Here is a 25,416-nt window from a genome sequence, read left to right as displayed (position 1 = left end):
ACTTCTTTTTACGAACAATCATTTGCCGCTACAGAGCGAGCAATTTACAATGACTCGTAAGCTAAGCCTCTGCATCTAAACAATATGGGCATCCGCAACACAACTCGATAGATCGGGGACAACGAAATTAGCTCGCCCCAGACATTTTTAGAGCAGCAAGTATTAGCTCTCTTTTTTAGCCCCGACCATTATTACGTATCAATATGCTGCCTACGACGTTTTCTCAAATATTGATTCTTTTAGGGGCAACACCATGGCATGCTCGTACATTTTGCGTCTCACATTAAACACTAATGCCTTAAGCCGATACTGACCCGTGAACTCATAACACCCATGATATCTGTGCATAAACTTAAACGCATAGCGTTAGCAGGCTTTGGTATTGCGCGCGGAATGTTCGATTATCCTGCGGCTTGGTTTGGGTGGTTTCGTTCACAAGATGCGCTAGCCGCAGCCGTCGGCGAGATTTTGATGATTGGCTTTTATGGCGCAGATTCCAAATCCCCTTCGGCCCGGCTTCTGGCTCGACAAATGAGCCGCGGTCAGGTTGGGGGCGTCTTTTTTGTCAGTCAAAATATCGGCTCACTGAAAAAAGTTAAAGAACTTATCAAGTTGTTTTGCCGCAATGAATGCAGGCCACTGCTCGGCATCGACCATGAAGGTGGCATTGTGCAACGCTTAACCACAGCGCACGGTTTTACCTATTTGCCCGGAGCCCGCGAAATTGCCTCAACAATGTCTCTGCCCGAGGCTCGAGCGCTGTATGGCCAAGCTGGGTTCGAATTGCGCAATCTGGGCTTTAATGTAAACCTGGGGCCGGTGCTGGATATCGATGTGCCAAGCACACCCGGAATTGGACGTCACGGTCGCGCCTACCACATCTGCCCCAAAGTTATTGCGAGCTATGGGCAAGCCTTTGTAGAAGGGTTTACGAGCGCAGGCGTATTATGTGCCGCCAAACACTTTCCCGGCCATGGCAAAGCCGTAAACGATAGTCATGCCGCTATTGCCAACATCTCTACCACCTGGACCGAACAGGAACTGGAGCCATTTATTCGCTTGCTCGCCTCCCCCAACCCACCACAATTGATGATGACCGGGCATCTGCGGATTGATTCAATTGCCCCCGAAGGCCTACCAGTATCGACATCCACAACGCTTGTTACGGGCCTCTTACGTCAACGTTTGGGCTATAAAGGGGTCATCGTTACCGATGACCTTGATATGAAAGCGATGAGCCGAGTCATGAGCAGGCGCGAAGCATTGGTGAAGTCAATCGCCGCTGGCAACGATCTTATTATGATCAAGAATCTCTTTAACTATGACCCCTTGCTCCCTCAACGTGCAGTAAGTTGGGTTCGCACAGCTATCGCAGAGGGACAGCTTAGCGAAGCTCAAGTATTAGCCGCGGCCAACCGGGTACGCAAGCTTCGGCATCAGGAAAAGCAGGGCTCTGTTTTACAAAATTAACACCTTATCTCAGATATTTTTAAGATTGTATTTTTTGGCAATAATTTTTACCGTGAACGTTAAGTCTTTTTATTCAGTCACGCTAATGGGTCACCAGAAAAGTGGCGAGCCAACCGTGGCCCAAACTCAGAACAGAATTTTCTAATTTTAATAAATAGCTTTAATACCGCTAAAGAGTCTCTGACAGGTTCGCAGTTATGCACATGACGCGTGATTACCGAGGCCAGTGAGGCAATGTTTTGTGAGGCGAAGTATTGTCCATGCCGCCCCTTGATAATATCAACGCTGTACCCCAGTGGATAGGCTGCTTTAAAGACAGCATCTGGATTATCCATCAACATATAAGGATTGAGATAGCTACCATCACCAAACACTAAAGCGACCGGTCCAGGGTGAGCCGGAAAGCGGCCTTGCTCCATTAGAATAACCGCCCCTAATGTACGCCCACGGCGAAGAAGCTCCTTGGCGACATGTAGCATAATCATTCCGCCCTGACAGTTACCACCAAGGTGAATGAGACCGCGGGTGTGCAGCTGTTCGATCTCGTCGGCAATCGAGGCACTAATGGCCGCTAGGTTGGTATCGGTATATTTATATAGAAGGTGCCCCGAGCGGGTACCGATCACTTTTATTCCGGCCGGTGCAACGGCCTGCTCTAAGGCGGAAAACTCACTGCCAGCCTGAAACATCCAGTAAAGCACTGTAGCGCATGTGTTTTTACGGTTTTGCCGTAAAAGCCCCTGCGCGGTGGCGGCTTGCCCGGGCCAGCTTGCTAAATGCGGCAGTACAATGTTGGTCAGTTTCGACTGCATTGCCTTTTCACTTGATGCAACCACAGTCGCTGCCAAATTTGCCTCAACCGATAGCGATAAAAACTCAATAGTTTCACTGCCCGCAGAGAAAGCTATGTCTAGCGAAATGCCGTAAGCTTTCTCAATGGCCACAAGCAGTGCGGCTAAGTCAATGGAGTCCATGCCGGCATCGCTAAGGTTGTCGCGAATGCCATCGATTTGTACCGTGGGGGCGACCTCGGCCAGCAACTCCAACAGACGTTTCTCAATGGCGGTGGCCGGTGCCTTGGTGGCTTTGGGCACAAGCGCCGAAGGTGGTACGATCAAAGCGGCCCGATCGCGCTTGCCATTAGGGGTGAGCGGAATATGCGCAACAGGCTGCAAAATTGAGGGTTGCATATAGGACGGCAGCGATTGCGCTAAAGCGGCGCGCACCGTCTTTATATCGAGAGATAACACCCTGGGGGCTAATACAACGTGAGCAACTAAGCGCGCATGTTCGTCTTTACCCTGCACCACGGTTACCGCACTATCGTGTATATCGGGCAGAGCACAAAGGGCTGTTTCTATCTCAGTGAGACAAACTCGGTGCCCGAGAATCTTAAGTTGATCATCCGTACGCCCACAAAAAATAACATCGCCATCGACATTAATTTTGGCGCGGTCACCTGTGCGGTAGATTCGCAACTCCGTTTGGTCTTGGATCCATGATGAGCAGGGCAATGTTGGAAACTGCGCCGCCGTCAGCTCCGGCTGATTGTGATAGCCCGCGGCCAGACCGGCACCAAATAAGCAAAGCTCTCCTTCGCAGCCTACCTCAACGACCTCTAGCGCTGCATTAAGAATACACACGCCTATATTGTCAAAAGGCCGACCAATGGTAATTGGATCGGTTCCATCACAATACGCAAAGGTCGCCTCGACCGTGGCCTCGGTGGGCCCATAAGCGTTAATAAAAGTGCGGCCTTTGTGCTTCCAGGCCCGGACGAGGGCCGATGGAAAAGACTCGCCGGCTAGGATGATGACTTTAAGATCTGGATAGTTACCGATCGGAATCGAATTAAGAGCCGAGGGAGTTAACGATAGGTGGCTAATACGTTTTTGGGCAGTAAAATATCCAATTGGTGCACCGGCACGACTTTCGATCTCGGTTGGCATAACGAGGCAAGCCCCAGCCGCCCAAGTAAATACTATATCTCCGATATTGACGTCAAAACCAAACGCACTAACCCATGACACGCGGCTCTGGTTCGTTAGTTTAAACGGCGCACAAACCGCGACGGCGTAATTGGCAATTGCACCACGAGCAATATTAACCCCTTTCGGTTTGCCCGTCGTGCCCGAGGTATAAATCAAATACGCTAAGTCATTCGGCTTGTGACAGTTAGTGGCACCGACCGAACCTAATGGTTCAACATCGAGAAGGTCACTTGAAACAAAAGCGGGGGCATCAGGAGGAAGTGAAGGACTAGCGGCATTCACAATAACGGCACTTGCAGAAGCATCATCAAGCATATAAGCGATGCGTTGCTCAGGCAAAGACGGGTCAAGCGGTAAGTATATGGCGCCGATGCGCAAGGTCGCTAAAAAAGATACAGCTCGATCAATATTCGGCTTGAGATAAATACCGACCACATCGTCCTTCTCTACTCCGGCCAACCGCAGGCGCGCGACTAACGCTGCAGAGCGCTGCCAAAGCTGAGCGTAACTTAGAACGCGATGGCCCATCTCGATGGCTGGCGCTGCGGGGGTATTGCGTACATGATCGACCACAAGCGCAAGCAAATCGGGCGGTGGTGGTGTTTGAGCCCCGACAAGCACCGAGAGGTTAGCAACGTGCGCAGACTTAGGTGTGGCGAGACGGGCAGTAAGCTGTTGAGCAAAACCCGAAATTGTGTGCCCACCCATAACAATGACAGTATCGTCTGGGGCCACAAAATCCGACAGTCGCTGCAACAACTCAGCCCGATCAGTAACGGCTTCATAATTCCGCTTAGCATGACTAAAGGCTTGCGCTAACGCTTGATCACCACAACCTTTTCTTGTGGACTCTCCTAAGGCGGCCACAGGCAAAATAAAACACTTATCGGCCAGGCTCAGCGCCGCGACGAATTCATCGGCCATACGAGAGATACGGCTATGTAGCTGAGGCTCCACCACAGCAATAAGACGCCCGGATGTATCTTTACGCAAAGCGTGTAACCCCACTGAAATCTCGGCGGGATGATGGGCAAAGTCATCAATTACTCGCGGTTGGTGAATGTCACTCACCACCTGTAAACGACGCTTCACACCTTGGAAGCTGGCCAGCGCTAACAAAATTTGGCTAGCTTCAAGGCCTAGCTCCAGTGCCATACCGAAAGCGAGCACTGCATTTTGTATATTATGATGCCCGGCAACACCCAGGTTTAAAATACCGAGAGAATTGCCGTCGCGCTCAATATGTAGTGCACCGTCGCGCTCGACAACCCGTATATCATTGCCCGCGCTGAAGCCACAACTAATGATATTACGCCCCACTTGTTGAGCAAGATTTAAAGCCTTTTGGTCATCACCATTGACGACGAGCACCCCCGTTTTCGGCACTCGTGATAAAAACCCAACAAAAGCTTCAGCGAGGCCATTATCACCCCCATACTGCTCAACATGTTCGTCATCAACATTGGTTAAGATCGCATGGCTGGCTGCCCAGCTAGATAACGCTCGGTAAGCTTCGCAAGCTTCCATAAAAAAAGGGGCGCTGCTAGAGCCGGCTCGAGCGGGTAGAGTAGTGTCCAGTTCGGCCCCAACCATGTAACCGATATCGATTTGAGACGCCATGGTAAACACCCAGCTAAGCATAGCGGTTGTTGTCGATTTACCATGACTGCCGGCAATGCAGACTGTCTCGCGCTCAGCCACTACCAAGGCGAGCGCCTCGGCACGACTCAATACTCTTACGCCAAGACGTCGCGCAGCGCGCAAGTCTGGGTGATGGGCAGCAATTGCAGGGCTAACAATACACAGCCAGCTCTTAGGTGATGAGAAATCGTGAGCTAAGCCATTTTCTTTATCCAACAGAATGCGGGCACCTGCCTCGGTAAGTGCATGGCGCTTTTTATCCGAAATAGCGTGATCAATCCCCCTGACTTGAGCGCCAGCCGCACATAAAAGGAGCGCAAGTGGAAACATACCACTACCACCAACACCGATCACATGGATGTTCTTGCCCTTAAAATCCACCGAGATCGCCTTTCATTGCATAAGTGCTGATGCGCCCCAACTCTTCGAGCACACGCTTTCTACCGTACTCGGATTGCCACCATGTATCGCGGGCAATATCACCAGGGTCGTTGGGCGGGATGGATACAAACCGAAGATGTGACGGCAAGTGCTGGCAAGCTGTCATTAATACACGCCGCATATGAAAAGGTTTTGCGCAAAGAGCCACCTTGTGGATGTCATCCCACCCCCCGGTGCTTGAGGCGACAAGTGCGGAGGTAAATATCATGTTTTCCTTGGTGTTTGTTGCGTGCTTTTCAAGCAACAAGTCTGCCTCAGCCACACCGTGTGCTAGCGCGTGGTCACGATAGCCCTGCCATTCAAGTACGCCACTTGTCATGATTCCCGCACCTGAAATCACAATCCGAGGCGTCAAACCCTCTTTATACATTTCAATAGCAGGCTGGATACTCGATATACTGGGGCTCGCCGCCACTATTACCAAATCTACAAGCTGCTTCGTATCGGCTACAAACAAAAATTTCCCAATAGCATCTCGTGTCTCACTCATAAACTCCTACCATCAATATTAAACGCTTTGTTAGCGGGCTACTGCATTACTTCGCTATGCTCGACCCCAAAAAATTAAGAGCTTTTCATCAATAAACACTGAACCAATTCACGGTAGCGGCCCATACAACCAGTGCGCCACATCCACCGCCTTCTCACTTATTCTGAACAGCACGTCCAAACCTTTTCGCATCAATTTACAAACTTTACCCACATAAACGTGTAAATTTTCCGCTCGCGTCAAAGCCAAATCGGGTACATCACTGCTCGCATAGCTAGGTTAGATGATGTTCTTTATAGTAATTAATCATAACAAGATGTGATTTTAAGCGCTACGTGAACGCGAGACTGGATACCAAATCAGCCGCGATAAAGAGATATTCAAATGCGTGTACTGAGATTGAGCCCAGGACTTGACGAGAAAATAAATGCCAAGGGCAGCTTTAGCAGGCAACTACTGCAAGAGGTTCATCCTAAAGTGGTCGAGTTAGAACTGGGAAACAGCATTAATAGCAGGTGCTTTTAAACGCATTGATCGATCTGGCAATTTTGTTTTATCGGTTATTTCCATGCTGTTTGCAATATACCAGTGGTGAATATTTACAATATCAGCCAGAGCCTACAGCGTGAACATACTGGGCCATGGCTACTGTCCGGCGCAATACACTTACCGTCGCTTTGTCTATTACATTTATTATTGATTTTTAAACCGAGATTCGGCTTGAATCGTTATTGTTGTTGTTTAAATATGGGCATATTTTTACTGAGCAAAAAATTACCGAAGGAAGAACCCGGGCATAAGAGCTATTTACGCCGCGAAAAGCACTGACTGACAAGCCTGAAACAGCAGTGCTTTGATAATAATAATGGTCATGCCATCGCAATGGCATAACCGAATAAGATTGTAATACTCCAGTGCAATGCTTCGCGCGATTGATTTTCTACATAGACACCTCTGCTGTTAGTAAAAACTTAATCCGACTCGGCATAAAAACGAATTAAGCGACAGCCCTCTGACTCAAATACCTTCCAATTAATATTATTAACCAAAAATTTTCAGCTAGATACGCACTTCAATAGTAATTTATCCTCATTCTATATCACCCACTTTGGCTATTTACCTGGCCTCTATTTTGGTTCTTTTCTTTTAGGTTATTTCGGTCTTGTCTATAATTGCTTCAAATACTTAACGGAGATTTCCCTATGCAGAGGAATGCACGCCTTTTCCCTTTAATCTGTTCAACTGTTTTTTTCCCTTTTTGCAGCACCAGCGCTTTGGCGCAGTCGGTAGCGGATGAACCTCGCATTGAAGAGGTCTTAATTCTAGGCTCGCGCACTGTGGGGCGTACCTTGGACGACATGCCTGTACCGGTGGACGTGTTTACCCCCGAGACGCTGGCGCGCACCGGGCAAAGCGAACTTGGGCGTATGCTGCAAGCGGTAGCACCCTCATTTAACTTTTCCAGCTCATCGGTGAGCGATGGCACCGATGCCTTACGCCCCGCCACCTTGCGCGGGCTGGGGCCAGACCAAACATTGGTATTGATCAACGGCAAGCGCCGCCACCAAGCCTCGCTGGTGCACATTAATACCTCGGTGGGGCGCGGTACCGCAGGAACGGATATAAACGCGATTCCCCCCGCCGCCATTGGCCGCATAGAGGTTTTGCGCGATGGTGCCGCGGCGCAGTACGGCTCGGATGCTATTGCCGGCATTATTAATATTGTACTTAAAGATGCCAGCGAGGGCGGATCAGTATCGGGCTCTGTGGGCCAAACCGCCGAGGGCGACGGCGAAACCGTCAACTTAGATGTGAACAAAGGCTTGGCGCTGGGCAGCGACGGTTTTGTTAATTTTACCGCCAACTTTCGCGACCGCGCCTACACCAATCGGGCCGACCCGCAAGGTGGCTGCCTCTACGGTGGCTGCGTTGATACCGACGGCAATGGCTACCTAGAGCCGGCCGATGAATTTAGCCAACAAGAAGTCAACGGCCCCGCGCGGGATGGCTTTCGCATTGGCGATGCCGATTCTACCCAGTACACCATTGCGGTCAATGCCGGTTTAGACTTGGGCCCCGGCGAACTGTATGGTTTTGTCACCTATTCGGGCCGCGACAATCAGTCCGGCGCGTTTTACCGTAACCCCACCGGCACTAATGACGTCGACAATGCGCTGCTGAGTGATGGCTTAAACCCCGTCGACCCCGACGGCTTTTTACCCATTATTGGATCGGTCATTAACGATGTTTCGGCCAGTATGGGTTACGCGCTGGATTTAACCGCACACACGCATTTGGATGTTGCCTATACCTACGGCGAAAACACCATTGATTACACCACCGAAAACAGCGGTAACTACTCTTACGCCAATTACCTGCGTTACGGACAAGGCCTAAGCGATGCCGAGGTACGCGCTCAAATGCCCCGTCAGGCAGACGCCTATGGCTTAGCGCTGGACTTGCAAACTCTAAACATTAACCTAACTCAGAGCTTGGGCGATATTAACCTCGCCTATGGCGCTGAGTGGCGCCGCGACGGTTACGCCATTACCGCCGGAGAGCGCTACGCGTGGGACGATTATGACACCGACCCCAACACCGGCGCGGCCCTGTACGCGCAAGATGCCGGCGGCGCCATTCAGGGCTTTAATGGTATTGCCCCGGCCTCGGCAGTGAACGAAAGCCGGCAAGTGGTCTCGCTGTTTGTCGATGGCGAATATCAGGTTACGGACAACTGGCTGGTAAGCGCCGCTGTGCGCTGGGATGACTACGACGGCTTTGGCGATACTTTTAACTACAAATTGGCGAGCAATTTTCATATAACCGAACAACTAACTGTGCGCGGCGCCTACAGTACGGGGTTTCGGGCGCCTTCCATGCAACAATTGTATTTTAATAATATCAGCACACAAATTCGCGACGACGGCGCGGTTACCGTGGGCACCTTTCGCAACGACAGTGATGTGGTGCGCGCGCTGGGTGTGCCCGAGCTTGTCGAGGAACAATCGGAGAATATCAGCCTGGGGCTGGTGGCCCAATTTAACGATCAATTCAGTGTCACTGTGGATGTTTACTCAATTGATATTGCAGATCGCATCGGCATCAGCAACCAGCTAACCGCTGATAACGATCCGGGCGACGGCCTTTTACAAACGGCGTTAACCGAGGCCAATGTGGCCGCCGCGCAATTCTTTTTAAATGGAGCCGATACCGAAACCCGTGGGGTGGATGTTGTGGCCACCTACACTGACGTGGAACTTCTGGATGGCAACCTAGACATTACCTTTGCCGCCAACTACACGGACACCGAAGTTACTAGCACCTATGTACCACAAAGCGGCGCCATTGCCTCGCTAGACCCCAGCGTGGTCTTTAGCTCACAGGATATTTCAATCGTCGAATCCTGGCAGCCAGAAGATCGACTGGCATTAACCGGCGACTATCACCGCGGCGACTTTTCGGCCACGCTGAGTTTTAACCGCTACGGCGAATACACAGTAGTAGACAGCAGCCCACAAACCTACAGTGCCGAAACCCTAACCGACCTACGCCTGGGCTATGACTTAACCGACCAACTGGAACTGTATTTTTCCGGCAATAATATTTTTGATGTCACGCCAGACGAGGTCACCAACACCAACTCGCGCGGCGGGTTGTTTGAATCCACCGCCGGTGCCGAAGACATGGCCAGTGACACCGTGTTTCGCTACTCGCGCCGCAGCGCGCCTTTTGGTTTTAACGGCGCGTTTTATTCGCTGGGGGTTAACTACCGTTTTTAACGCCGAGAGAACAGCTAAGTTCCAAGCTTAGTCGACATCAACCGTGGGGCGGGCGCTTTCATTAGATTTTTTTAGCGGTGTCCAGGCTGAGGGTTATTCAATGCTTCACTTTAACAAGCCCCTGTTTAGCTAGGGGACCATTAACACGATAAAGGCTTAGCCCGGTTTCCCGAGCTAAGCCTTTTTTATGCCATAGGCAACATTAACCGGTCCTATATCGCAACGATATAATGCCGGTAAATATTAACGCCATGCACATCAGTAACAAAGACTGCCATCCCATTACCGGTAAGTGGGCAGGGCCCAGCGCACTACTTGCCAGTACCCGTGATGCCGTGGCAGCAGCGCCAAGGTTACCAGCGGCATCTTCCAGTGTAACCGACAACGTAATAGTGCCGGGAGCCATGGTACTTAGATTAATACCTGTGATTTGATCAGTGGCTGTGGCAACTACACCACTGCCAGTCACATTGGCACCACCACCGGTACTGCTGAATGTATATTGATAAGTAGCCCCAACCTCGGCACCGGCAAAGGTAAAGCTCACGGCATAAATATTAATCGCCTCAAGCACTGCCTGATCAATTGTTACCGAGTAACCAGAAGGCACAGTGGTCTCTAAACTGGCCGAGTTGTCGGATACCGGCGCGCCCGAGTTGCTGCTTGCATCTGTCAGTGTTACTTCAACGGTCAGTACGCCATCAGTCAGCGAGCTGATATCCGCGCTCAATGCTTGTGTTGCATTGGTCGCGACGAGGCTACCGGTTACGGTGGCGGTATTGCCGTCGCCCGAACTACTAATGCTGTAGTCAATGGTCGCACTAATTTCTGCGTTGCTAACGGTAAAGGGGGCTGCAGTTGCCTCTGTCGCGCTGATTAACGCCTCATCCCAGCTAACAGTGTAACCCGTCGGGGGGCCTGCATCTTTGGTTTGCGTATCGGTCGCATCTGTACCAACATTCCCCGCCGCATCTTCCAGAGTGACGGTTAAGGTGATGGTACCGTCGGTTAGCCCACTGAGATCAAAACCTGCTCCCGCATTATCAAATTGCTCTGAGGCGGCGCTTACCGTTTCGGTTCCTGTCACCGGCACCCCTCCGCCATCACTGGTAAACGCATAGTTGAGCGTGGTGCCCACGTCTAAACCTGTGCCCATAAACTCAATCACGGATTCATTGGTGACATTAATTTGTGCCTCGCCCAACAAATCAATACTCACGCTGTAACCCGATGGCGCTATCACATCTTTAGTTACGGTATCGGTTGTAGCGACACCGGTATTGCTGTTGGAATCAGTCAAGGTAACGGACAAGGTTAAGGTGCCGTCATTCAGGCCGCTTAGATCCAACCCGGTATGTTGATCGGTAGCGGTTGCAATCGTGCCGCTGCCAGTGGCGTTAGCGCCCCCCCCATCGCTGCTAATGGTGAATTGGTAAGTGGTACCGACTTCGGCCCCCGCAAAAGTAAAACTGGCAGCGGCTTCGTTGGTGGCGTTAATGTACGCCTGGTCAAAACTCACGCTATAGCCGGTTGGTACTTGCACATCCTTCGCTAGCGTATCGGTTACCGCCGCAGCGGCATTGCCCGCCGTATCAGTCAATACGACTGACAGCGTCAGCGTGCCATCAGCTAAACCGCTAACATCCAGCGAGCTTACTTGCGCGGCCGCACTCGCCAAGGTGCCAGAGCCGGTCACATTGGCACCGCCGCCATCACTGCTAATGGTGTAGCTATAATCCGCACCCACCTCGGCACCGGAAAAGGTAAAGCTAATGCTCGTTTCGTTGGCTGGCGTCACCGAAGCTTGATCAAAAGTCACTGAGTGCCCACTGGGTGATGTGGCATCCTTGCTCACGGTATCGGTGGCGGCCACACCTGTTCCCACAGTATTGGTGAGCGTAGCGGATAAAGTTAAGGTGCCGTCACCCAGCCCACTCACATCGATACCTGTAATTTGATCGGTGGCGGTTGTAATGGTCCCTGAGCCTGTCACGTTCGAGCCGCCACCGTCGCTGCTGAGGGTATAGTTATAAGTCGCTCCTACCTGTGCGGCGGCAAACGTAAAGCTAACAGCGGTTTCATTGGCACTACTAATACTGGCCTGATCCATGGCCACGGAATAACCACTGGGTGGTGTAGTCGCCTTACTCACGGTATCGGTGATTGCCGTGGCAGCATTGCCTGCCGTATCGGTCAATACGACTGACAGTGTCAGCGTGCCGTCACCTAAACCGCTAACATCCAGCGAGCTTACTTGCGCGGTCGCACTCGCCAAGGTGCCAGAGCCGGTCACATTGGCACCGCCGCCATCACTGCTAATGGTGTAGCTATAATTCGCACCCACCTCAGCTCCGGCAAAGGTAAAGCTAATACCTGTTTCGTTGGCCTGCGTCACAGAGGCTTGATCAAAAGTCACTGAGTGCCCGCTGGGCGATGTGGCATCTTTGCTCACGGTATCGGTGGCGGCTGCACCTGCACCCGCACCATTGGTGAGCGTAGCGGATAAAGTTAAAGTGCCATCACCCAGCCCGCTCACATCGACACCAGTGATTTGGTCGGTGGCGGTGGTAATGGTCCCCGAGCCCGTCACGTTAGAGCCGCCACCGTCGCTGCTGAGGGTATAGTTATAAGTCGCGCCTATCTCTGCGCCGGCAAACGTAAAACTGACAGCGGTTTCATTAATACTATTAATACTGGCCTGATCCAAGGCCACGGCATAACCAGAAGGGGGGAAGTCATCATCAACAATCGTATAAGTTATTTGCTGAATACCATTTTCTACGCCGTTGGTGACACTTGTAATATCAACCACCACCGTTTCATTACCTTCTTGGGCACCATCATTAACATTAGTGATATTTGCGGTGCCGGTGGTTGAGCCTGCGGCTATGGTTATGGTGCCCGATGATACCGTGTAATCCGCACCGGTTGCAGTACCGGTAAAACCCAAATTTACTACCGTACTAGCCACATAGCTGCCGGATAAAGTCGCGGTAATAACATTGGCTGTGTTGTTGGATTCTGCCCGACTGGTTGGAGATACCGCTATGGAAACGGTCGGGACTGGGGTCATATTCAGCGTGGCTACATAGTTGCCCGTACTGGTATCGGTGCCATCGTTTACTTCAAACTGGAAGCTGGTATCGGTCGAGCCTGACTGAACGTACTGTAAATGACCGGCGTTTAGATTAGCCAAGCTGACCTGATCAGAAACAGAAAGCTCCTCGCCAGCGTTATAGGTGTCGCTCGAATTGGCATCAACATAAAGTGTGCCAGCAGCCGGTAGCGCCTCAATAAGCAAGTGCGACAATGAGTCACCATCGCCGTCACTGTAACCAAAATTGGCCGTGGCAAAAGTGTAAGTGGCATCTTCATACGGGCCATTCGCCGCTGTAAATGAGCTTGCGGTGGGAGGGGTGTTAGCGGCAACTGTGGTGTTACCGCTGAATGAATCTAACACGACTTGATAAAATTCTGCTGACGTGATTCTTACCTCATCAACCGTAATATTTCCAAACATCAGTGTGTTGTTTGCGCCCGGGGCAATAGTTTGCGCTGCGCCCACCGCTGCACCGTCCTCATAGCCTTGCACAGTCAAAATCTGAGTGTTAATCCGAGCGTTAAGAAAAATACTGCTAAAAACAAAGTCATTGCCGTCTGTTCTAGTAATAATAACTCGTTCGGTATCTCCCCCTAATCCACCGTCTTCCATATTAATACCATTGCTTCCGCCATCCCCATCCCCTTGTGTATCGTGTATAAAATCACCGCCCTGTCCGTCAGCAGTAAAAGTATAAGTAAACGACACCCCCCCATTGGTCGTTGTAAAAGAGGCTGTCGGATTACCCCCTGTGGGATCTGCTGTGAAAGTCTCAGTAAAAGCTACCGCATGCGCATTCTGGCCTATCAGGCTAAATATTAAAGCCAAGCAAGCCAAACCTAGGCTGTGAACAAACCGTTTAGATAAACGGGTAGTGACTAATCGCAGATATAAAAATTGCCCTAGCATGCGGTTTCCTTATTCGCGCTTTGCGCCTTTTCTTCCATTTTAGGTATGTCGATACTGACCCGCCAGGAAGACCTAGCGAGCCGTGCACACAGAATATTGGTTAGTTACGAGAGGGGAAAATGCCTTGCATTGCTATTACATAATAAATACCCAAATAAGGGTCGCGGGTTTCAAGGGGGTACCCCCCCCCAATTGAGCTGGTGGATCCAGTCACGGGAAATGGAGCTAACGTGGTATCGACAGCCTCTTCAGAATACAGCTCGGCAGCCCGACCACCATCTTGTGCGGGGCCTAGGTGCTTAGTTTTATCAGGTTCGGAGGAAAGATTTTCGCTATTAGTGGTCGCCGGTATTGCAACCTCTAAGTTTACGGACGAAGAATGAGGGGGAAGATTTGCAACACTGATGTTTCTTTGCTCTGCTCCGCCTTTTTCGCCCCAACTCGTATTGCTTAGCCCGGGGCCGTGCCCAAAGCCAACAATGCTGCGACTACGCAAATCAGGCAAGGCAAAAGACGTGCGGCCATCTCCACCATAGGTGGTCCCAAGTAATGAGAATAATGCACTATTGTTCGATATAGGTATCAGTTGACCAGCACAAAGCTCCCAGCCACGGGGCGCGAAATTAAAGCCAACGGTACGGATCTCACCGAGAAATGGTTCCATGATTACTCTCCTAGTAGGTTTTTAGCATTTAGTTGTGACACTATCCATAATCCTTGTTCAAACAACTGAATTTTTTATCGGTTCACTATTCCAAAGTAACGACAGGTGTGTGCTCGTTTCTCCACACACGATAAACTCACCTTTTTTATACCAGCACAGTGCCGCAATATTATTTTTATCAACCGACAAACTAATCGCCAAGCCGCAGGTTTCAGCCTTCAACTTCAGCGCATTAATAATAGAGGTACCAACTCCTTGCCCTTGAAATTCAGGATCAATACAAACCTCTAAAATATGGAAAGACGTTTTATTTACATCGATTGAAATAACACCTATCGGTCGTGCATCGCTACAAATAACCCAAGAACTATAACTAGGCCACTGCTTAGCAAAGCTGGCCTCCTTCATTAACCATTGTTGTTTTATCAAAATAGCTTTTGAGATGCTAGGTAGTGGTAACGCCTGCAAATGAGGCCGAGCCGATAAAAATAATGTTTCTAAAAATTCACTATCGGCTTTTATAACTCGGCGTAGGGTTATGTATAGAGAAGTATGAAGTTCAAGATCTGAAAAGTCCTCCATAACCAAAAGATTCATTTGTGCTTAAGACCCATACATATAGCGGATATACATGCGAATGAGAACACACGAAAAGACCCTATTGCAATAATATAGCTATATCTAATTTGAATTATACTCAGATACAATTATTCAATATCCGAATGTTGAGGTTGGCGCCATATTGACAGGTCTATAGGCTCACCTCTAATGACTCTTTTAATTACTATCACAAAAATCAACGGTCTTATGGGGATATTCAATGTCGTTTTTTCTGTTTTTGTTTATTTAAATGCCACGCTAGATAATGTTAATAATCGAATTTTTATCATTGAAACTTTTCAATAACGCAAGCTATTCATGATGACTCTTTACATGCACCACTCGATGTCAATCACTATGATTGCCATTGCTTTACGGGGACTTGTGACAAAATTCTATGACGCCAAACCAAGATCCAACACCAACTTGGTCTGCGATTTGGTGAGCCCATGGACTAATTCGGTGAACGTTTTTCACTCACACTGCGCCGGCGCCCCAAAGGCCTGTAGCATAAAAATGTAGCCGGGGCATTGTGAATAAACGACCCAGTGTCTATTTGAGTGTGCAAATAGCAAAAGGTATAAAATGTGCTTAACACTAGAGGTGCGTTCGCGAGTCTTCGGCCCGCGAACGCAATATGGAGGATAGTTACATCATGGCGCCAAGGGGAATCAGCTGCTCGTTCACTTCAAGTGCGCCCTCTTGCAATTTAATATCAGCACTTATGGCTCCGGCCGATTCAACCAGCATGCCTTGCTCAATATACATATTTACCAGATCGGCGCCTGGGTTACCGCCATTATCGGCTGGAGCGCCTTGCGCCCCCGCCATTAACTGACCGAAATGATCGGCTAAGCTGCGGTCTAACTCCAGACTGGCGTCCATAACCAGTGCGTTCACTAACCACGGGGCGAGCATTTGTGGATCTGCCGGAGGTGCGTCGGCGCTGTCATTCACACTCAATGCTATATCTGCATTGGCCGACCCTTGGGAGATGGTGAACGCCAACTGATCGATATGCACCTCGGGGCCCCGCGCCAAAAATTCCTGCGTGATTTGTGGAGTAAATATTTGCGAGAGGTCTGGTGCCTCCGCATTGGGGGCATTCGCTGAGGCTGCGGCTGTTTGCATAAATTCACTGTAAGCATCCATGTAGGTTCGGTAGGCCTCGATGTCTATATTTAACATTGATATAGCCACAATCGCATCTGACACATTAATGGCTTCACTGGCAATGGCATCAAAGGTCATTTCAGAAGACATATCAAATGCGCTGCTATCTTCATTAAAAATCACACTTGTACTCATGCCGACCCCCGTGGCCAAGCCACCGGCGCCAAATGACGGCCGCACTTGAATTTGCCCTACGGTGAACCGCGCATCACTGGGATAGAGCATAATGTTCCAATTTATACGGGATAGATCCGCACTAACATGCGCTTCAAGATCCGCCAGGGAGGCACTGCTGGTGGCATCGGTAACAGAGGCTTCTTGTACAGCGCCGGTGTAGGTCAGCTGGCCGGTGCTGGAAATACTGCCCACGCCTTCGTAACCGGTAAAAGCCGCGCTGAGTTCACTGCTTTGCATTACAAAGGCGCGCAGCTTGTCTTTAAATTTAGTGTTAGCCAAAAGCGAGGTTTTACCCGATATCTGGTAAAACGGCTCACTGTCATCGAGACCCAGTGCTTGATTAATATTAGCTTGCGTCTTAGCGGCAGGTCCCGCACGCCACTGGTACAAACCCAATCCAAAGCCGTCATTGAGTAACAACGGGCCGTGATCGAGAGAGATCAGCAGGCTTATCGCCATAGGTAGCGCTTCGTCCTTGGGATCGGTGATAAATGGCCCCAGATCAATACCAACCTCAATTTCGGCGTTGGAGGTTAACCAGCTGCGCTGGTAGCGTGTAATGGATGCATTGTAGCCCGGGTAGTCGTTGAGGGCCTGGACTACTTGCTCAATATGCCCTTGGGCATGACGGCCCAATAAAACGGGCGCGCACAAGGTGGCAATTACGACGGTCAATACAACTATGCCAGCAAGTTTTTTCATTCTGAAATCCTTTCAATATGCTATTGGTATTCAAGGCCACTAGCTTACCATAGCTTTTTTCGAAGCCGGCTCGCATGGTTTTTACTGCTTAGCTTACCGCCACTTAAGTAAAACCTGTGTATTATTTCTACCCAACTATTGAAGTGCTGAGGCTTAATCAAAAACCGATATTTATTCATTCTTAGGGTACGGCATAACCTAATTTGACTCAATAATGCCTTTGCGATGCAAATACGCTATATTGGTTAGCGCCCACCATTATGAATTGGATATGCTAATGATTAACTCTACACCGTGCCCGCCTATGCGCTGGCTGAGCAAAGCTATGATAATTGCGTGCTGTATTGGTCTAGTGGCCTGCGGTGGCAACAGTTCTGGCACGGGTGTCCAAGGGCCAAATAATCCAGATGCCGTCAAGCAAGCTCAACCTCAGTTATTCTTTTCTCAATCGAACATCACATTCAACTATGGTCAAACGCCTCCTTCTAACACACTGCTCGGAGGAGCCGGTGAAGGCTCGGTCAGCTATAGCTCTAGTGATACCAGCGTTGCCGCTGTCAACAGGGTGACTGGCCGGCTTGAACCGCGTAAATCTGGCCAAACAACTATTACTGCTATTAAAGCGGCAGACGCGAATAACCTCTCAACTCAGGCGAGCTACTCAGTTAAGGTCTATCTTGCCCAGCAGGCACCTTTGTATTTTGAGCAGGCAGCTATTGAACAATTTATTGATGACACCCCATTTAACAACTCTTTGCACGGCGGTTCGGGACAAGCACAAACCGTTTTTAGCAGTAGCGCACCAGACCTTGTCAGTATTGATTCCGCCAGTGGCGCTCTAACGTATTTGGATGACGGCACTGTCACCATCACCGCTTACCGCCCTGCCAATGAACGCTACACCGACATTAGCTCCCACTATAGCGTGACTGTGCAAAAACACCCCCAGCTACCTCTAGTGTTCACGGAACCTGCGATCAGCGCACCTATTTCTATTGCGCTGGAAGCTCTCACTTTTAGCGGCGGATCCGGCAACGGAGCTATTTCTTTCGCGAGCTCTCAACCCAATATTGCCCGTATAAACACTGACACCGGCACCATACTACCCCTGCATAATGGCACCACCGATATACAAGTAATAAAAGCTGAAGACGATTATTATGCCGAGGCCCAAGGACAATACACTCTAACTGTTTTCGATATAATTTCTGACTTAACAGTAATGTTGGGACCCAACTCAACTAGGCTGTCGTGGACTGATCAGTTACAACCCTTTGACTTGGTGCGATCGACTTATGATTGCAACTTGAATATTATTGTTAATTGTGGATCCTATGCAAGAATACCTTTCTATTCCACCATCGACAGTCCATACAACAACTCCGTTACTATAGATTCGCCGGTGTATTTTAGTTTTGAAACTGATCAATATCAGTCAGACTCATTGCATATTGTGCCGCAGGAACAACCTTTTTTACCTCGCACCGGCAATACCCTGCTATCACAAGATGGCAAGCTTTGGTCATTCAGTGGGAAAAACAGCGATGGCGATAACACCGTCTCGGTGTGGACGAGCATCAGTGGCACGGACTGGATTGAATCGGAATTTACGTTAAGCCAAAGCAACCGGTACCAATCGGCGACGACTCTTAACGGAGAGATTTATCTGGCCGGCGGCAAAACTACCGAATACACCCATACCATTTCGCACTTAACCGACAGTGGCTGGGTGAACCTAACTGAGCCCGCTATCGATGCCTCCGTCAGTAGCCACCTGATCTCCTATGATAATACTCTCTGGCTAATAAGCAGCGCTGGCGTATGGCAAAGCTACAACGCCAGCGATTGGACGTTAGTAACTGATAGCCCAGCCTTTGGGGCACGCAATGATTTCAGTCTGTTTGTATATCAAGATGTACTGTATTTACTTGGCGGCCGAAACCAAGACAACCCCAATAGTCTTTACAGTGATGTGTGGTCCACTACCGATGGAATAAATTGGCAGCTGGTTACAAACTCAGCCGGCTTCCCGGCTCAGGCAATGGCCAATATCGTCACTTGGCAAGATACTCTTTATTTACTCGGAGGCGACGCAAACGGTCCTAACGCTGATGTTTATACCAGCAACAACGCTGTAAGTTGGTCTAAATTAGGCAGCGCTAATATTGGCGACCTCTCTCAAGCGGCTGTAACGGTAGACGCCTCAGGCTTGCTTATGACCACTCCCAGGTCTACCTTTATTTGGCGGTCCAGCAATGGGCTCACTTGGCGCACACCAATAAACACCTGGGTACAGTGGCAAACGCGGTAATTTATACAGTTTTTTGTTTGGTGACGGGCATCAAGAAATAGAATCACTCGGCTTAATGTTCGCTGGTTAATGCACACCGAATTGAAGTTACTAAGCCTCGGATGAGGCGTGAACCAAACGAATGCGCCGATACGTAAATAATAAGCTGACCGCAAACACTATTATCGGTGCCGGCCACACCCATAAACCTTTTTGTATATCACTAAAAATCAACGCAAATGCCGCCGGCAAAATAACCACCCCTGATTCGCTGATGGTCAATGTAGGCGTAAACAATAGCGCTCGCACAGCCGCTATTACCCCATATTTTTTCCATCCCGGCTGCAGCGGCACTAACAATCGCCGTATAACATACCGCCCGAGAATAACCGACAGTAAATAAACGGCCAGCAGTGCAGAGATCAAAAGCAACAGATAGTCAGGCATCTGTTCGCCCAAGGTTAATGATATTTAAGCTCTGTTGCCTTACCCCAAAACACCCGATAGGCGTAAGCCGTATAAATTAAAATAACCGGCACTACGATAACAGCGCCCAAACCAATTGGAATTAACGCCGACGAATCGGCCGCTGCCTGCCACACCGTTAACTGGCCGGGAACGATGTCGGGGAAAAAGCTGTAACCCAAACCCAAAAAGCTCAGCAAAAATAACACCACAGCGCCGGCAAATGGCAACCAACACCACCTTTCTCCGGTGCGAGGGAAGTCTCTTAAGTATAATTCAGTTACCACACTGATCACAAAAATACTGAGGGGCACCAATAGCAAAATAAAAAATTGCGGAAAGCCAAACCATTTGCCGTACACATCTGGATTTGCCCATGGGTTCACAATTGAAATAAGCGCTAAGCCCAACAGTGTTACCCACAACATGGTGCGCGCCCAATTGGCCGCCCGGCGCTGTAAATCGTGCTCGGTTTTCATTACCAGCCAGGCGGCACCAATAAAACAATAACCAGCACTGACACACACGCCACTCAATAACGCAAACGCTATACTTAACGCATTGTATTCAAAACCCACCACGTATAAACCAATCATAACGCCTTGGCTAAAGGTTGCCAGCATGGAGCCCGTTTTAAAGACCCAATCCCAGCGGCGTTTATGCTCGCTGGGCGATTTGGCGCGAAAGTCGAAAGCGACTCCGCGCAGAATGAGCCCTAGCAATAACACCAGTGCGGGTAAGTACAGTTGGCCCAATATCAATGCGTTGGCACTGGGAAAGGCAATTAATAATAAACCCACCGCTAGTACCAGCCATGTCTCATTGGCATCCCAAAATGGGCCAATGGAGGCAATCATAGTGTCGCGCTCATCCTTGGTGGCGGCTTTAGCATCCATGGGTAATAAAATTCCCACCCCTAAATCATAACCATCCAAGACCGCATAAATAAAAAACGAAAGTCCCATTAAGCCGATAAAAATCACTGGCAACCAGTAGTCCCAACCCGTCAATACAATATCTTCACTCATGGCTGAACCTCCCTTGAGGGGTCATTAAAGGTTTTGCTCTTTGCTGAGGACTTTTGCTCGACAGAGTGCTCTCTCTTCGTGGGCTGTGCATCGCTATAACCTTCCAGCACAGAAGCCTTGCGCGCCATTAAAAAGACCGTATGAATATAAGCTGTCAACAAAACCAAATATACAGTCGCGTACGCCAGCAATGATATCCATACAAACTCTGCAGGTTGATCGGTTACCGCCTCTCGCGTGCGCAATATACCGGTCACTAGGAATGGCTGCCGGCCAATTTCGGTCACATACCAACCGGCCAAGGTTGCCATCCATCCAGAAAAAGTCATGCCCAATAGTACGCGCAGCTGCCATTTAGGGAGCTGGCCACGTCGGTGCAGCGTCCAGCGGCCCAAGACACTGATTAAAATCATCAGCAAGCCTAAACCCACCATAATTCGAAAGGCAAAAAATACTGGGGCAACTGGCGGGTGGGCGTCGGGAAATTCGTTTAACCCTTGCACTTCACCTTCTGGGTCGTGGGTTAAAATAATGCTGGCCAGTTTTGGAATGCCTAGGAAGTAGTGATTCTTTTGTTGCTCAGCATCGGGCAGAGCAAATAACAACAGTGGCGCGGCGTGCTCGGTATGCCAAATGCCCTCCATTGCGGCAATTTTAGCCGGTTGATGTTCCAGTGTATTTAAGCCGTGAAAATCCCCCACCAAAGCTTGAGTGGGAGCCAATATAAGTGCCACTGTTAAGCCAAATTTTAAGGTGTATTTAGGGCCGGGTTTATTGTCGCCGCGCAGCAGTCGGTAGGCCGACACGCCGGCAATTAAAAAAGCACACGTCAGGCATGAAGCCAGCATCATGTGAGCAAATCGGTAGGGGAACGACGGGTTGAAAATAATCGCCAACCAGCTTTCGGGGTAAACAATACCATCGCGTAGGACATGACCGGTCGGGGTATGCATCCAGGAGTTAAGCGCTAAAATCCAAAACGCTGACAGGGTTGTACCCACGGCCACCATCAGGGTGGCAAAGGTGTGCACCTTGTTGGATACACGATTGCCACCAAACAACATAACCCCCAGAAAGGTGGCCTCCAAAAAGAAGGCGGTTAACACCTCGTATCCCAATAATGGCCCCGCCACATTGCCAACCTTGGCCATATAACCGGGCCAATTGGTGCCAAACTGGAAAGACATGGTAATACCGCTGACCACACCCAATGCAAATGTCAGGGCAAAGATCTTTACCCAAAAACGGTAGATGCGATTCCAGGTATCGTCTCCAGTGGCGTTGGCGCAAAGTTTAAAAAATAACAGAGCCCAACACAGGGCAATGGTGATGGTGGGAAATAAGATGTGGAAGCTAATATTCAGAGCAAACTGAATACGCGATAACATCAAGGTGTCGAGCAACTCCATGGGTACCTCGCATGGTTAAGACACAAGTTAAGACTTACCGGTTAATTTACCTTTAAAATCCAGCACTTTACCGAGCCCTGCACCCAACTTAAGTAAACGCGTAAGTTGCTCGGTAGACAGTTGATTAAACTCTTCGGAGACCTGAGTGAGCTGCTCCATTAAGTCGTGCATTTGATGAATGCGCTTTTGCGCGTAAGCGTCGCGACTGTCTTGTGGGGTTTGCATCAGTGCGTCACGCAATACACTCAAGGTGGGGTCAATTTCGCGCTTGCGGCGCTCGGCCACCAAGGTGCGGGCGATCTGCCAAATATCTTCTGGCGCATTAAAGTAATCTTTGCGATCCCCCGGGTAGTGCACTGTGGTCAGTAATTGCCAAGAGCCCAGCTCTTTGAGACCCATAGACACGTTAGAACGAGAAATACACAGCGCCTCGCCAATTTGGTCGGCATTTAAGGGCGCCTCACTGAGCACCAACAGCGCATAGATTTGCCCCACAGTACGATTTATCCCCCAACGACTGCCCATTTCGCCGAAGTTCGCTACTACTTGCCTCATCATTGGCGTCATAAACTCTGAAGAATCTGTGCTCATACTTTCTCAACTTTCAGTAATTACTGAAAATAGTAAACCTATTGCCACCTGAGGGCAAGCTTTGGCTCAGCATTTTGCCCCGAATGCATATCACTATGGGGTTACAACAGGCCGAGCTCGCGCTGACGTTTTTTACTTAACCCCGCCGCGACAATACGGTGCGATTCGGTCAGGTAATAGGTGAGCGCGTCATCCTGTGCGGGGCCGGCATCGTATTGCTGAATCCACTTGAACCCGCGCGAGGCTAAATAAGGTGCCGGTCGATAGCCCGGCTCTTGGCTCAGTAGGTCAAAGTGGTAATCCGAAGTTTTAAAGGTGAAGGCGGGCTGATTGTTTTTTTGCCAACCGCCCACCGCAAAGACTTTGCCCCCCACCTTCCAGACATCGGAGTTGCCCCATTGCACCACATGGCTGGTAGCAGGCAAAGACGCGCACAGGTCGTTGAAGGCTTGATAGTCCATGAGCTTGGCCTAGGCTCTGTTATTTTACGAATCGCTAGAGGTACACGTGTACGCTGTGCCATTCAGGGTTAATTGGGCGGCATTTCCCTTGTTCCAAAACTCAATGTCTTTACCGGTATAGCGAGCGCCCGAGGCGGACAACTCACGATGCACAATAAACACTTGTTCGGCTTGCGTGATCGCCAGTGTCTCTGGCCCTAAAAAGCGGCTGGATACTTGACCTAAAGCCCCGCAGTGATAGCGATGTAGCCGCCCCGAGGATTGATCTTGTTTTGCAGCGGGGCTGGACTGGGGCTTAGGTTTGGGTTTAGGGTTAGCACTGGCGCCAGCTGGACGATTCGAGTTTTCGCCAAGCTGAATGAGCCTTAACCTCCGGTTGCCTTGGGCGTCATAAATATCCAGCCACGTTGCCGACTCAATGCTATAACGTGCAGCTTCTGACATAGCCGTCAAAAAACGCTGCTCCTGCATCTGTAATGCCAACACACAACTGCTGCGGGTAATGACTAACTGCGCCACCTCAAACCCGCCATCGGTGGCATCCAAACTCGCCGTATAGGGGCTGCACCCGGTTAAACCCGCCACTTGATTGGGGCTATCGAACTCTACGGTAATCATGCTGCGATCAATAATGCCGCCCTGATTAATGTCTTCCACTTGCCACTGCCCCGTCAATGGTGGCGACAATCCGTTAACGTGTGAGGTGGTGCAGCCATGCAGTATCGCCGCAACGGCTAACACTGCAATAATATGCAGGCCTTTGGCTTTGGAAGGGATAAGGGCAGCTCTACGCATTGAATCAACTTAATTTTTCGGTGAAAAAGGCGAGGGTACGCTGCCAGGCCAAATCGGCACTGGCTCGATCAAACCGGCTGGTAGAATCATTATGAAAGCCATGGTGAGCGTCTTTATACATAAACATTTGATAGTCGACTTTATTGGCTTTTAAATCTTGTTCATACTCGGGCCAGGTATTATTCACGCGCTCATCCAACTCGCCCAGTTGCACCATCAATGGAGCTTCAATATTCTGGCGCAGCTCTTTCGGTGCGGGCGTGCCATAAAAAGGCACCCCAGCGGTCAATAAATCGCTGTCGACGGCAGATAAATAATTCACCATATAACCGCCAAAGCAAAATCCTACAGCCCCGAGCTTGCCGTTACTCAGCGAGTGAGTTTTTAAGAACTTGGCCGCTGCCACAAAATCGTGCTGGATTTTTTCCTTATCCAAGGTGCGCTGCATAGCCCGGCCCTCATCATCATTGCCCGGGTACCCGCCCAACGGGAATAAGGCATCCGGCGCAAACGCCAAAAAGCCCGCCTTTGCCAACCGGCGGGCGACGTCTTTCACATAGGGATTTAAACCACGATTTTCGTGAATGACCAATACCGCTGGGTAAGACGTGGCAGAGGTGGCAGGTCTGACCCAGTAACCCCGCCCCTGCTCGTGGCCCTCGGGTGAATCAAAAGTTTCATAACTGGCGGTAATGTCCTCATCATTAAAGGACACTTGCTCGGCCAGTGCATAATTGGGCAAGAGCGCCGTGGTCAACATCGACATTGAGTAGCCAACAGCCGCCAAGGTGCCTAATTTACGCATGAACGTGCGGCGATCCATGCCACCATGAGCGTATTCGTCATACCAATCAAACGCTTCTTGAGGGATATGGGTATTTTGGGCAGTATTCGCTCTCTCGCTCATAACTTTTCCTTTGACTTTGGTTAAAGTTTTTAAGGCCAATATGCCAAAGTAGGCTCAAAGGCCAGAACTGGGCCCTACTAGCATCCCACAAAAGCATTTTTTGATTTTAACGTCTCACTAATACAAATTATTCACACGCTGGCGTTTACATGGCTCTTCAACATGATGCTAGGGATAAAACATTTTATAAAAAATGCTTTAAACGCCCCATGAAATTTGAGCCAAATCAAGTATAAGCCATAAGAGTATTGCAAACCATTTCTAGGCTGATAGATATAACTTCAAACAACATTGCCACTTAACGTTTACTAACACTTACGCCCCATAAAAACC

16 protein-coding genes are annotated in these 25,416 nt (G+C 49.8%); 3 read left to right on the top strand and 13 right to left on the bottom strand.

Annotation, left to right across the window (positions count from 1 at the left end; all coding sequences use genetic code 11):
• The first annotated feature begins 342 nt into the window (after positions 1 to 342).
• Positions 343 to 1,470, top strand: coding sequence for a glycoside hydrolase family 3 N-terminal domain-containing protein (locus Q4563_RS10160; protein WP_303604437.1), 1,128 nt, complete (start codon positions 343 to 345; stop codon positions 1,468 to 1,470).
• 77 nt (positions 1,471 to 1,547) lie between these two features.
• Here the strand turns inward: Q4563_RS10160 and Q4563_RS10155 are convergent, their stop codons facing one another.
• Positions 1,548 to 5,483, bottom strand: coding sequence for an amino acid adenylation domain-containing protein (locus tag Q4563_RS10155; RefSeq protein WP_303604436.1), 3,936 nt, complete (start codon positions 5,481 to 5,483; stop codon positions 1,548 to 1,550).
• Positions 5,473 to 6,033 (bottom strand): YdcF family protein, encoded by a 561-nt coding sequence (locus Q4563_RS10150; RefSeq protein WP_303604435.1) that lies wholly within the window; start codon positions 6,031 to 6,033, stop codon positions 5,473 to 5,475. Before Q4563_RS10150 ends, Q4563_RS10155 begins: the two co-directional genes overlap by 11 nt.
• Before the next feature lie 1,202 nt (positions 6,034 to 7,235).
• Here Q4563_RS10150 and Q4563_RS10145 point away from each other — a divergent pair.
• A complete protein-coding gene (locus tag Q4563_RS10145; protein ID WP_303604434.1) occupies positions 7,236 to 9,812 on the top strand; it encodes a TonB-dependent receptor plug domain-containing protein in 2,577 nt (858 codons plus the stop codon).
• A 202-nt stretch (positions 9,813 to 10,014) separates the two neighbouring features.
• On the opposite strand, the gene Q4563_RS10140 is transcribed toward Q4563_RS10145, so the two are convergent.
• From Q4563_RS10140 to Q4563_RS10125, 4 genes are all read right to left on the bottom strand, one after another.
• The gene (locus Q4563_RS10140) at positions 10,015 to 13,620 is read right to left on the bottom strand and encodes a beta strand repeat-containing protein (RefSeq protein ID WP_303604433.1); all 3,606 of its coding nucleotides are present in this window, start codon (positions 13,618 to 13,620) and stop codon (positions 10,015 to 10,017) included.
• A gap of 301 nt (positions 13,621 to 13,921) precedes the next feature.
• Positions 13,922 to 14,485, bottom strand: a complete 564-nt coding sequence (locus tag Q4563_RS10135) for a phage tail protein (protein ID WP_303604432.1) — start codon at positions 14,483 to 14,485, stop codon at positions 13,922 to 13,924.
• Between the two features lie 57 nt (positions 14,486 to 14,542).
• Positions 14,543 to 15,082 (bottom strand): GNAT family N-acetyltransferase, encoded by a 540-nt coding sequence (locus Q4563_RS10130; RefSeq protein WP_303604431.1) that lies wholly within the window; start codon positions 15,080 to 15,082, stop codon positions 14,543 to 14,545.
• Positions 15,083 to 15,733: 651 nt separating this feature from the next.
• Positions 15,734 to 17,137, bottom strand: a complete 1,404-nt coding sequence (locus Q4563_RS10125) for a DUF945 family protein (protein ID WP_303604430.1) — start codon at positions 17,135 to 17,137, stop codon at positions 15,734 to 15,736.
• Positions 17,138 to 17,462: 325 nt separating this feature from the next.
• Here Q4563_RS10125 and Q4563_RS10120 point away from each other — a divergent pair, with 325 nt between their 5' ends.
• On the top strand, positions 17,463 to 19,448 hold the full coding sequence (locus Q4563_RS10120; RefSeq protein ID WP_303604429.1) for a hypothetical protein: 1,986 nt from the start codon (positions 17,463 to 17,465) through the stop codon (positions 19,446 to 19,448).
• 90 nt (positions 19,449 to 19,538) lie between these two features.
• On the opposite strand, the gene Q4563_RS10115 is transcribed toward Q4563_RS10120, so the two are convergent.
• The 7 genes from Q4563_RS10115 to Q4563_RS10085 form a co-directional block, all read right to left on the bottom strand.
• Positions 19,539 to 19,874 (bottom strand): hypothetical protein, encoded by a 336-nt coding sequence (locus Q4563_RS10115; RefSeq protein WP_303604428.1) that lies wholly within the window; start codon positions 19,872 to 19,874, stop codon positions 19,539 to 19,541.
• Positions 19,875 to 19,888: 14 nt separating this feature from the next.
• Positions 19,889 to 20,920, bottom strand: coding sequence for a cytochrome d ubiquinol oxidase subunit II (gene cydB / locus Q4563_RS10110; protein WP_303604427.1), 1,032 nt, complete (start codon positions 20,918 to 20,920; stop codon positions 19,889 to 19,891).
• Complete coding sequence (locus Q4563_RS10105; protein ID WP_303604458.1) at positions 20,917 to 22,323, bottom strand: cytochrome ubiquinol oxidase subunit I; 1,407 nt, start codon at positions 22,321 to 22,323, stop codon at positions 20,917 to 20,919. Before Q4563_RS10105 ends, cydB begins: the two co-directional genes overlap by 4 nt.
• Before the next feature lie 33 nt (positions 22,324 to 22,356).
• Complete coding sequence (locus tag Q4563_RS10100) at positions 22,357 to 22,920, bottom strand: GbsR/MarR family transcriptional regulator (RefSeq protein WP_303604426.1); 564 nt, start codon at positions 22,918 to 22,920, stop codon at positions 22,357 to 22,359.
• 101 nt (positions 22,921 to 23,021) lie between these two features.
• Positions 23,022 to 23,381 carry an MmcQ/YjbR family DNA-binding protein gene (locus Q4563_RS10095; RefSeq protein WP_303604425.1) on the bottom strand — a complete coding sequence of 120 codons (360 nt, stop codon included), beginning with the start codon at positions 23,379 to 23,381 and terminating at the stop codon, positions 23,022 to 23,024.
• Between the two features lie 24 nt (positions 23,382 to 23,405).
• Positions 23,406 to 24,176, bottom strand: coding sequence for an META domain-containing protein (locus Q4563_RS10090; protein ID WP_303604424.1), 771 nt, complete (start codon positions 24,174 to 24,176; stop codon positions 23,406 to 23,408).
• Positions 24,177 to 24,180: 4 nt separating this feature from the next.
• Complete coding sequence (locus Q4563_RS10085; protein WP_303604423.1) at positions 24,181 to 25,083, bottom strand: dienelactone hydrolase family protein; 903 nt, start codon at positions 25,081 to 25,083, stop codon at positions 24,181 to 24,183.
• Between the last annotated feature and the right edge of the window lie 333 nt (positions 25,084 to 25,416).

Source organism: Gilvimarinus sp. 1_MG-2023, assembly GCF_030548285.1.
The sequence above is the reverse complement of the archived record's forward strand: the minus strand, read 5'-3'. Positions and strand labels throughout refer to the sequence as shown.

Excerpts from the sequence above, each read along its gene's own strand:
- Q4563_RS10150 (WP_303604435.1), bottom strand. The coding sequence starts at position 6,033 with ATGAGTGAGACACGAGATGCTATTGGGAAATTTTTGTTTGTAGCCGAT.
- Q4563_RS10145 (WP_303604434.1), top strand. The coding sequence starts at position 7,236 with ATGCAGAGGAATGCACGCCTTTTCCCTTTAATCTGTTCAACTGTTTTT.
- Q4563_RS10135 (WP_303604432.1), bottom strand. The coding sequence starts at position 14,485 with ATGGAACCATTTCTCGGTGAGATCCGTACCGTTGGCTTTAATTTCGCG.
- Q4563_RS10130 (WP_303604431.1), bottom strand. The coding sequence starts at position 15,082 with ATGAATCTTTTGGTTATGGAGGACTTTTCAGATCTTGAACTTCATACT.
- Q4563_RS10125 (WP_303604430.1), bottom strand. The coding sequence starts at position 17,137 with ATGAAAAAACTTGCTGGCATAGTTGTATTGACCGTCGTAATTGCCACC.
- Q4563_RS10120 (WP_303604429.1), top strand. The coding sequence starts at position 17,463 with ATGATAATTGCGTGCTGTATTGGTCTAGTGGCCTGCGGTGGCAACAGT.
- Q4563_RS10115 (WP_303604428.1), bottom strand. The coding sequence starts at position 19,874 with ATGCCTGACTATCTGTTGCTTTTGATCTCTGCACTGCTGGCCGTTTAT.
- cydB (WP_303604427.1), bottom strand. The coding sequence starts at position 20,920 with ATGAGTGAAGATATTGTATTGACGGGTTGGGACTACTGGTTGCCAGTG.
- Q4563_RS10100 (WP_303604426.1), bottom strand. The coding sequence starts at position 22,920 with ATGAGCACAGATTCTTCAGAGTTTATGACGCCAATGATGAGGCAAGTA.
- Q4563_RS10095 (WP_303604425.1), bottom strand. The coding sequence starts at position 23,381 with ATGGACTATCAAGCCTTCAACGACCTGTGCGCGTCTTTGCCTGCTACC.
- Q4563_RS10090 (WP_303604424.1), bottom strand. The coding sequence starts at position 24,176 with ATGCGTAGAGCTGCCCTTATCCCTTCCAAAGCCAAAGGCCTGCATATT.
- Q4563_RS10085 (WP_303604423.1), bottom strand. The coding sequence starts at position 25,083 with ATGAGCGAGAGAGCGAATACTGCCCAAAATACCCATATCCCTCAAGAA.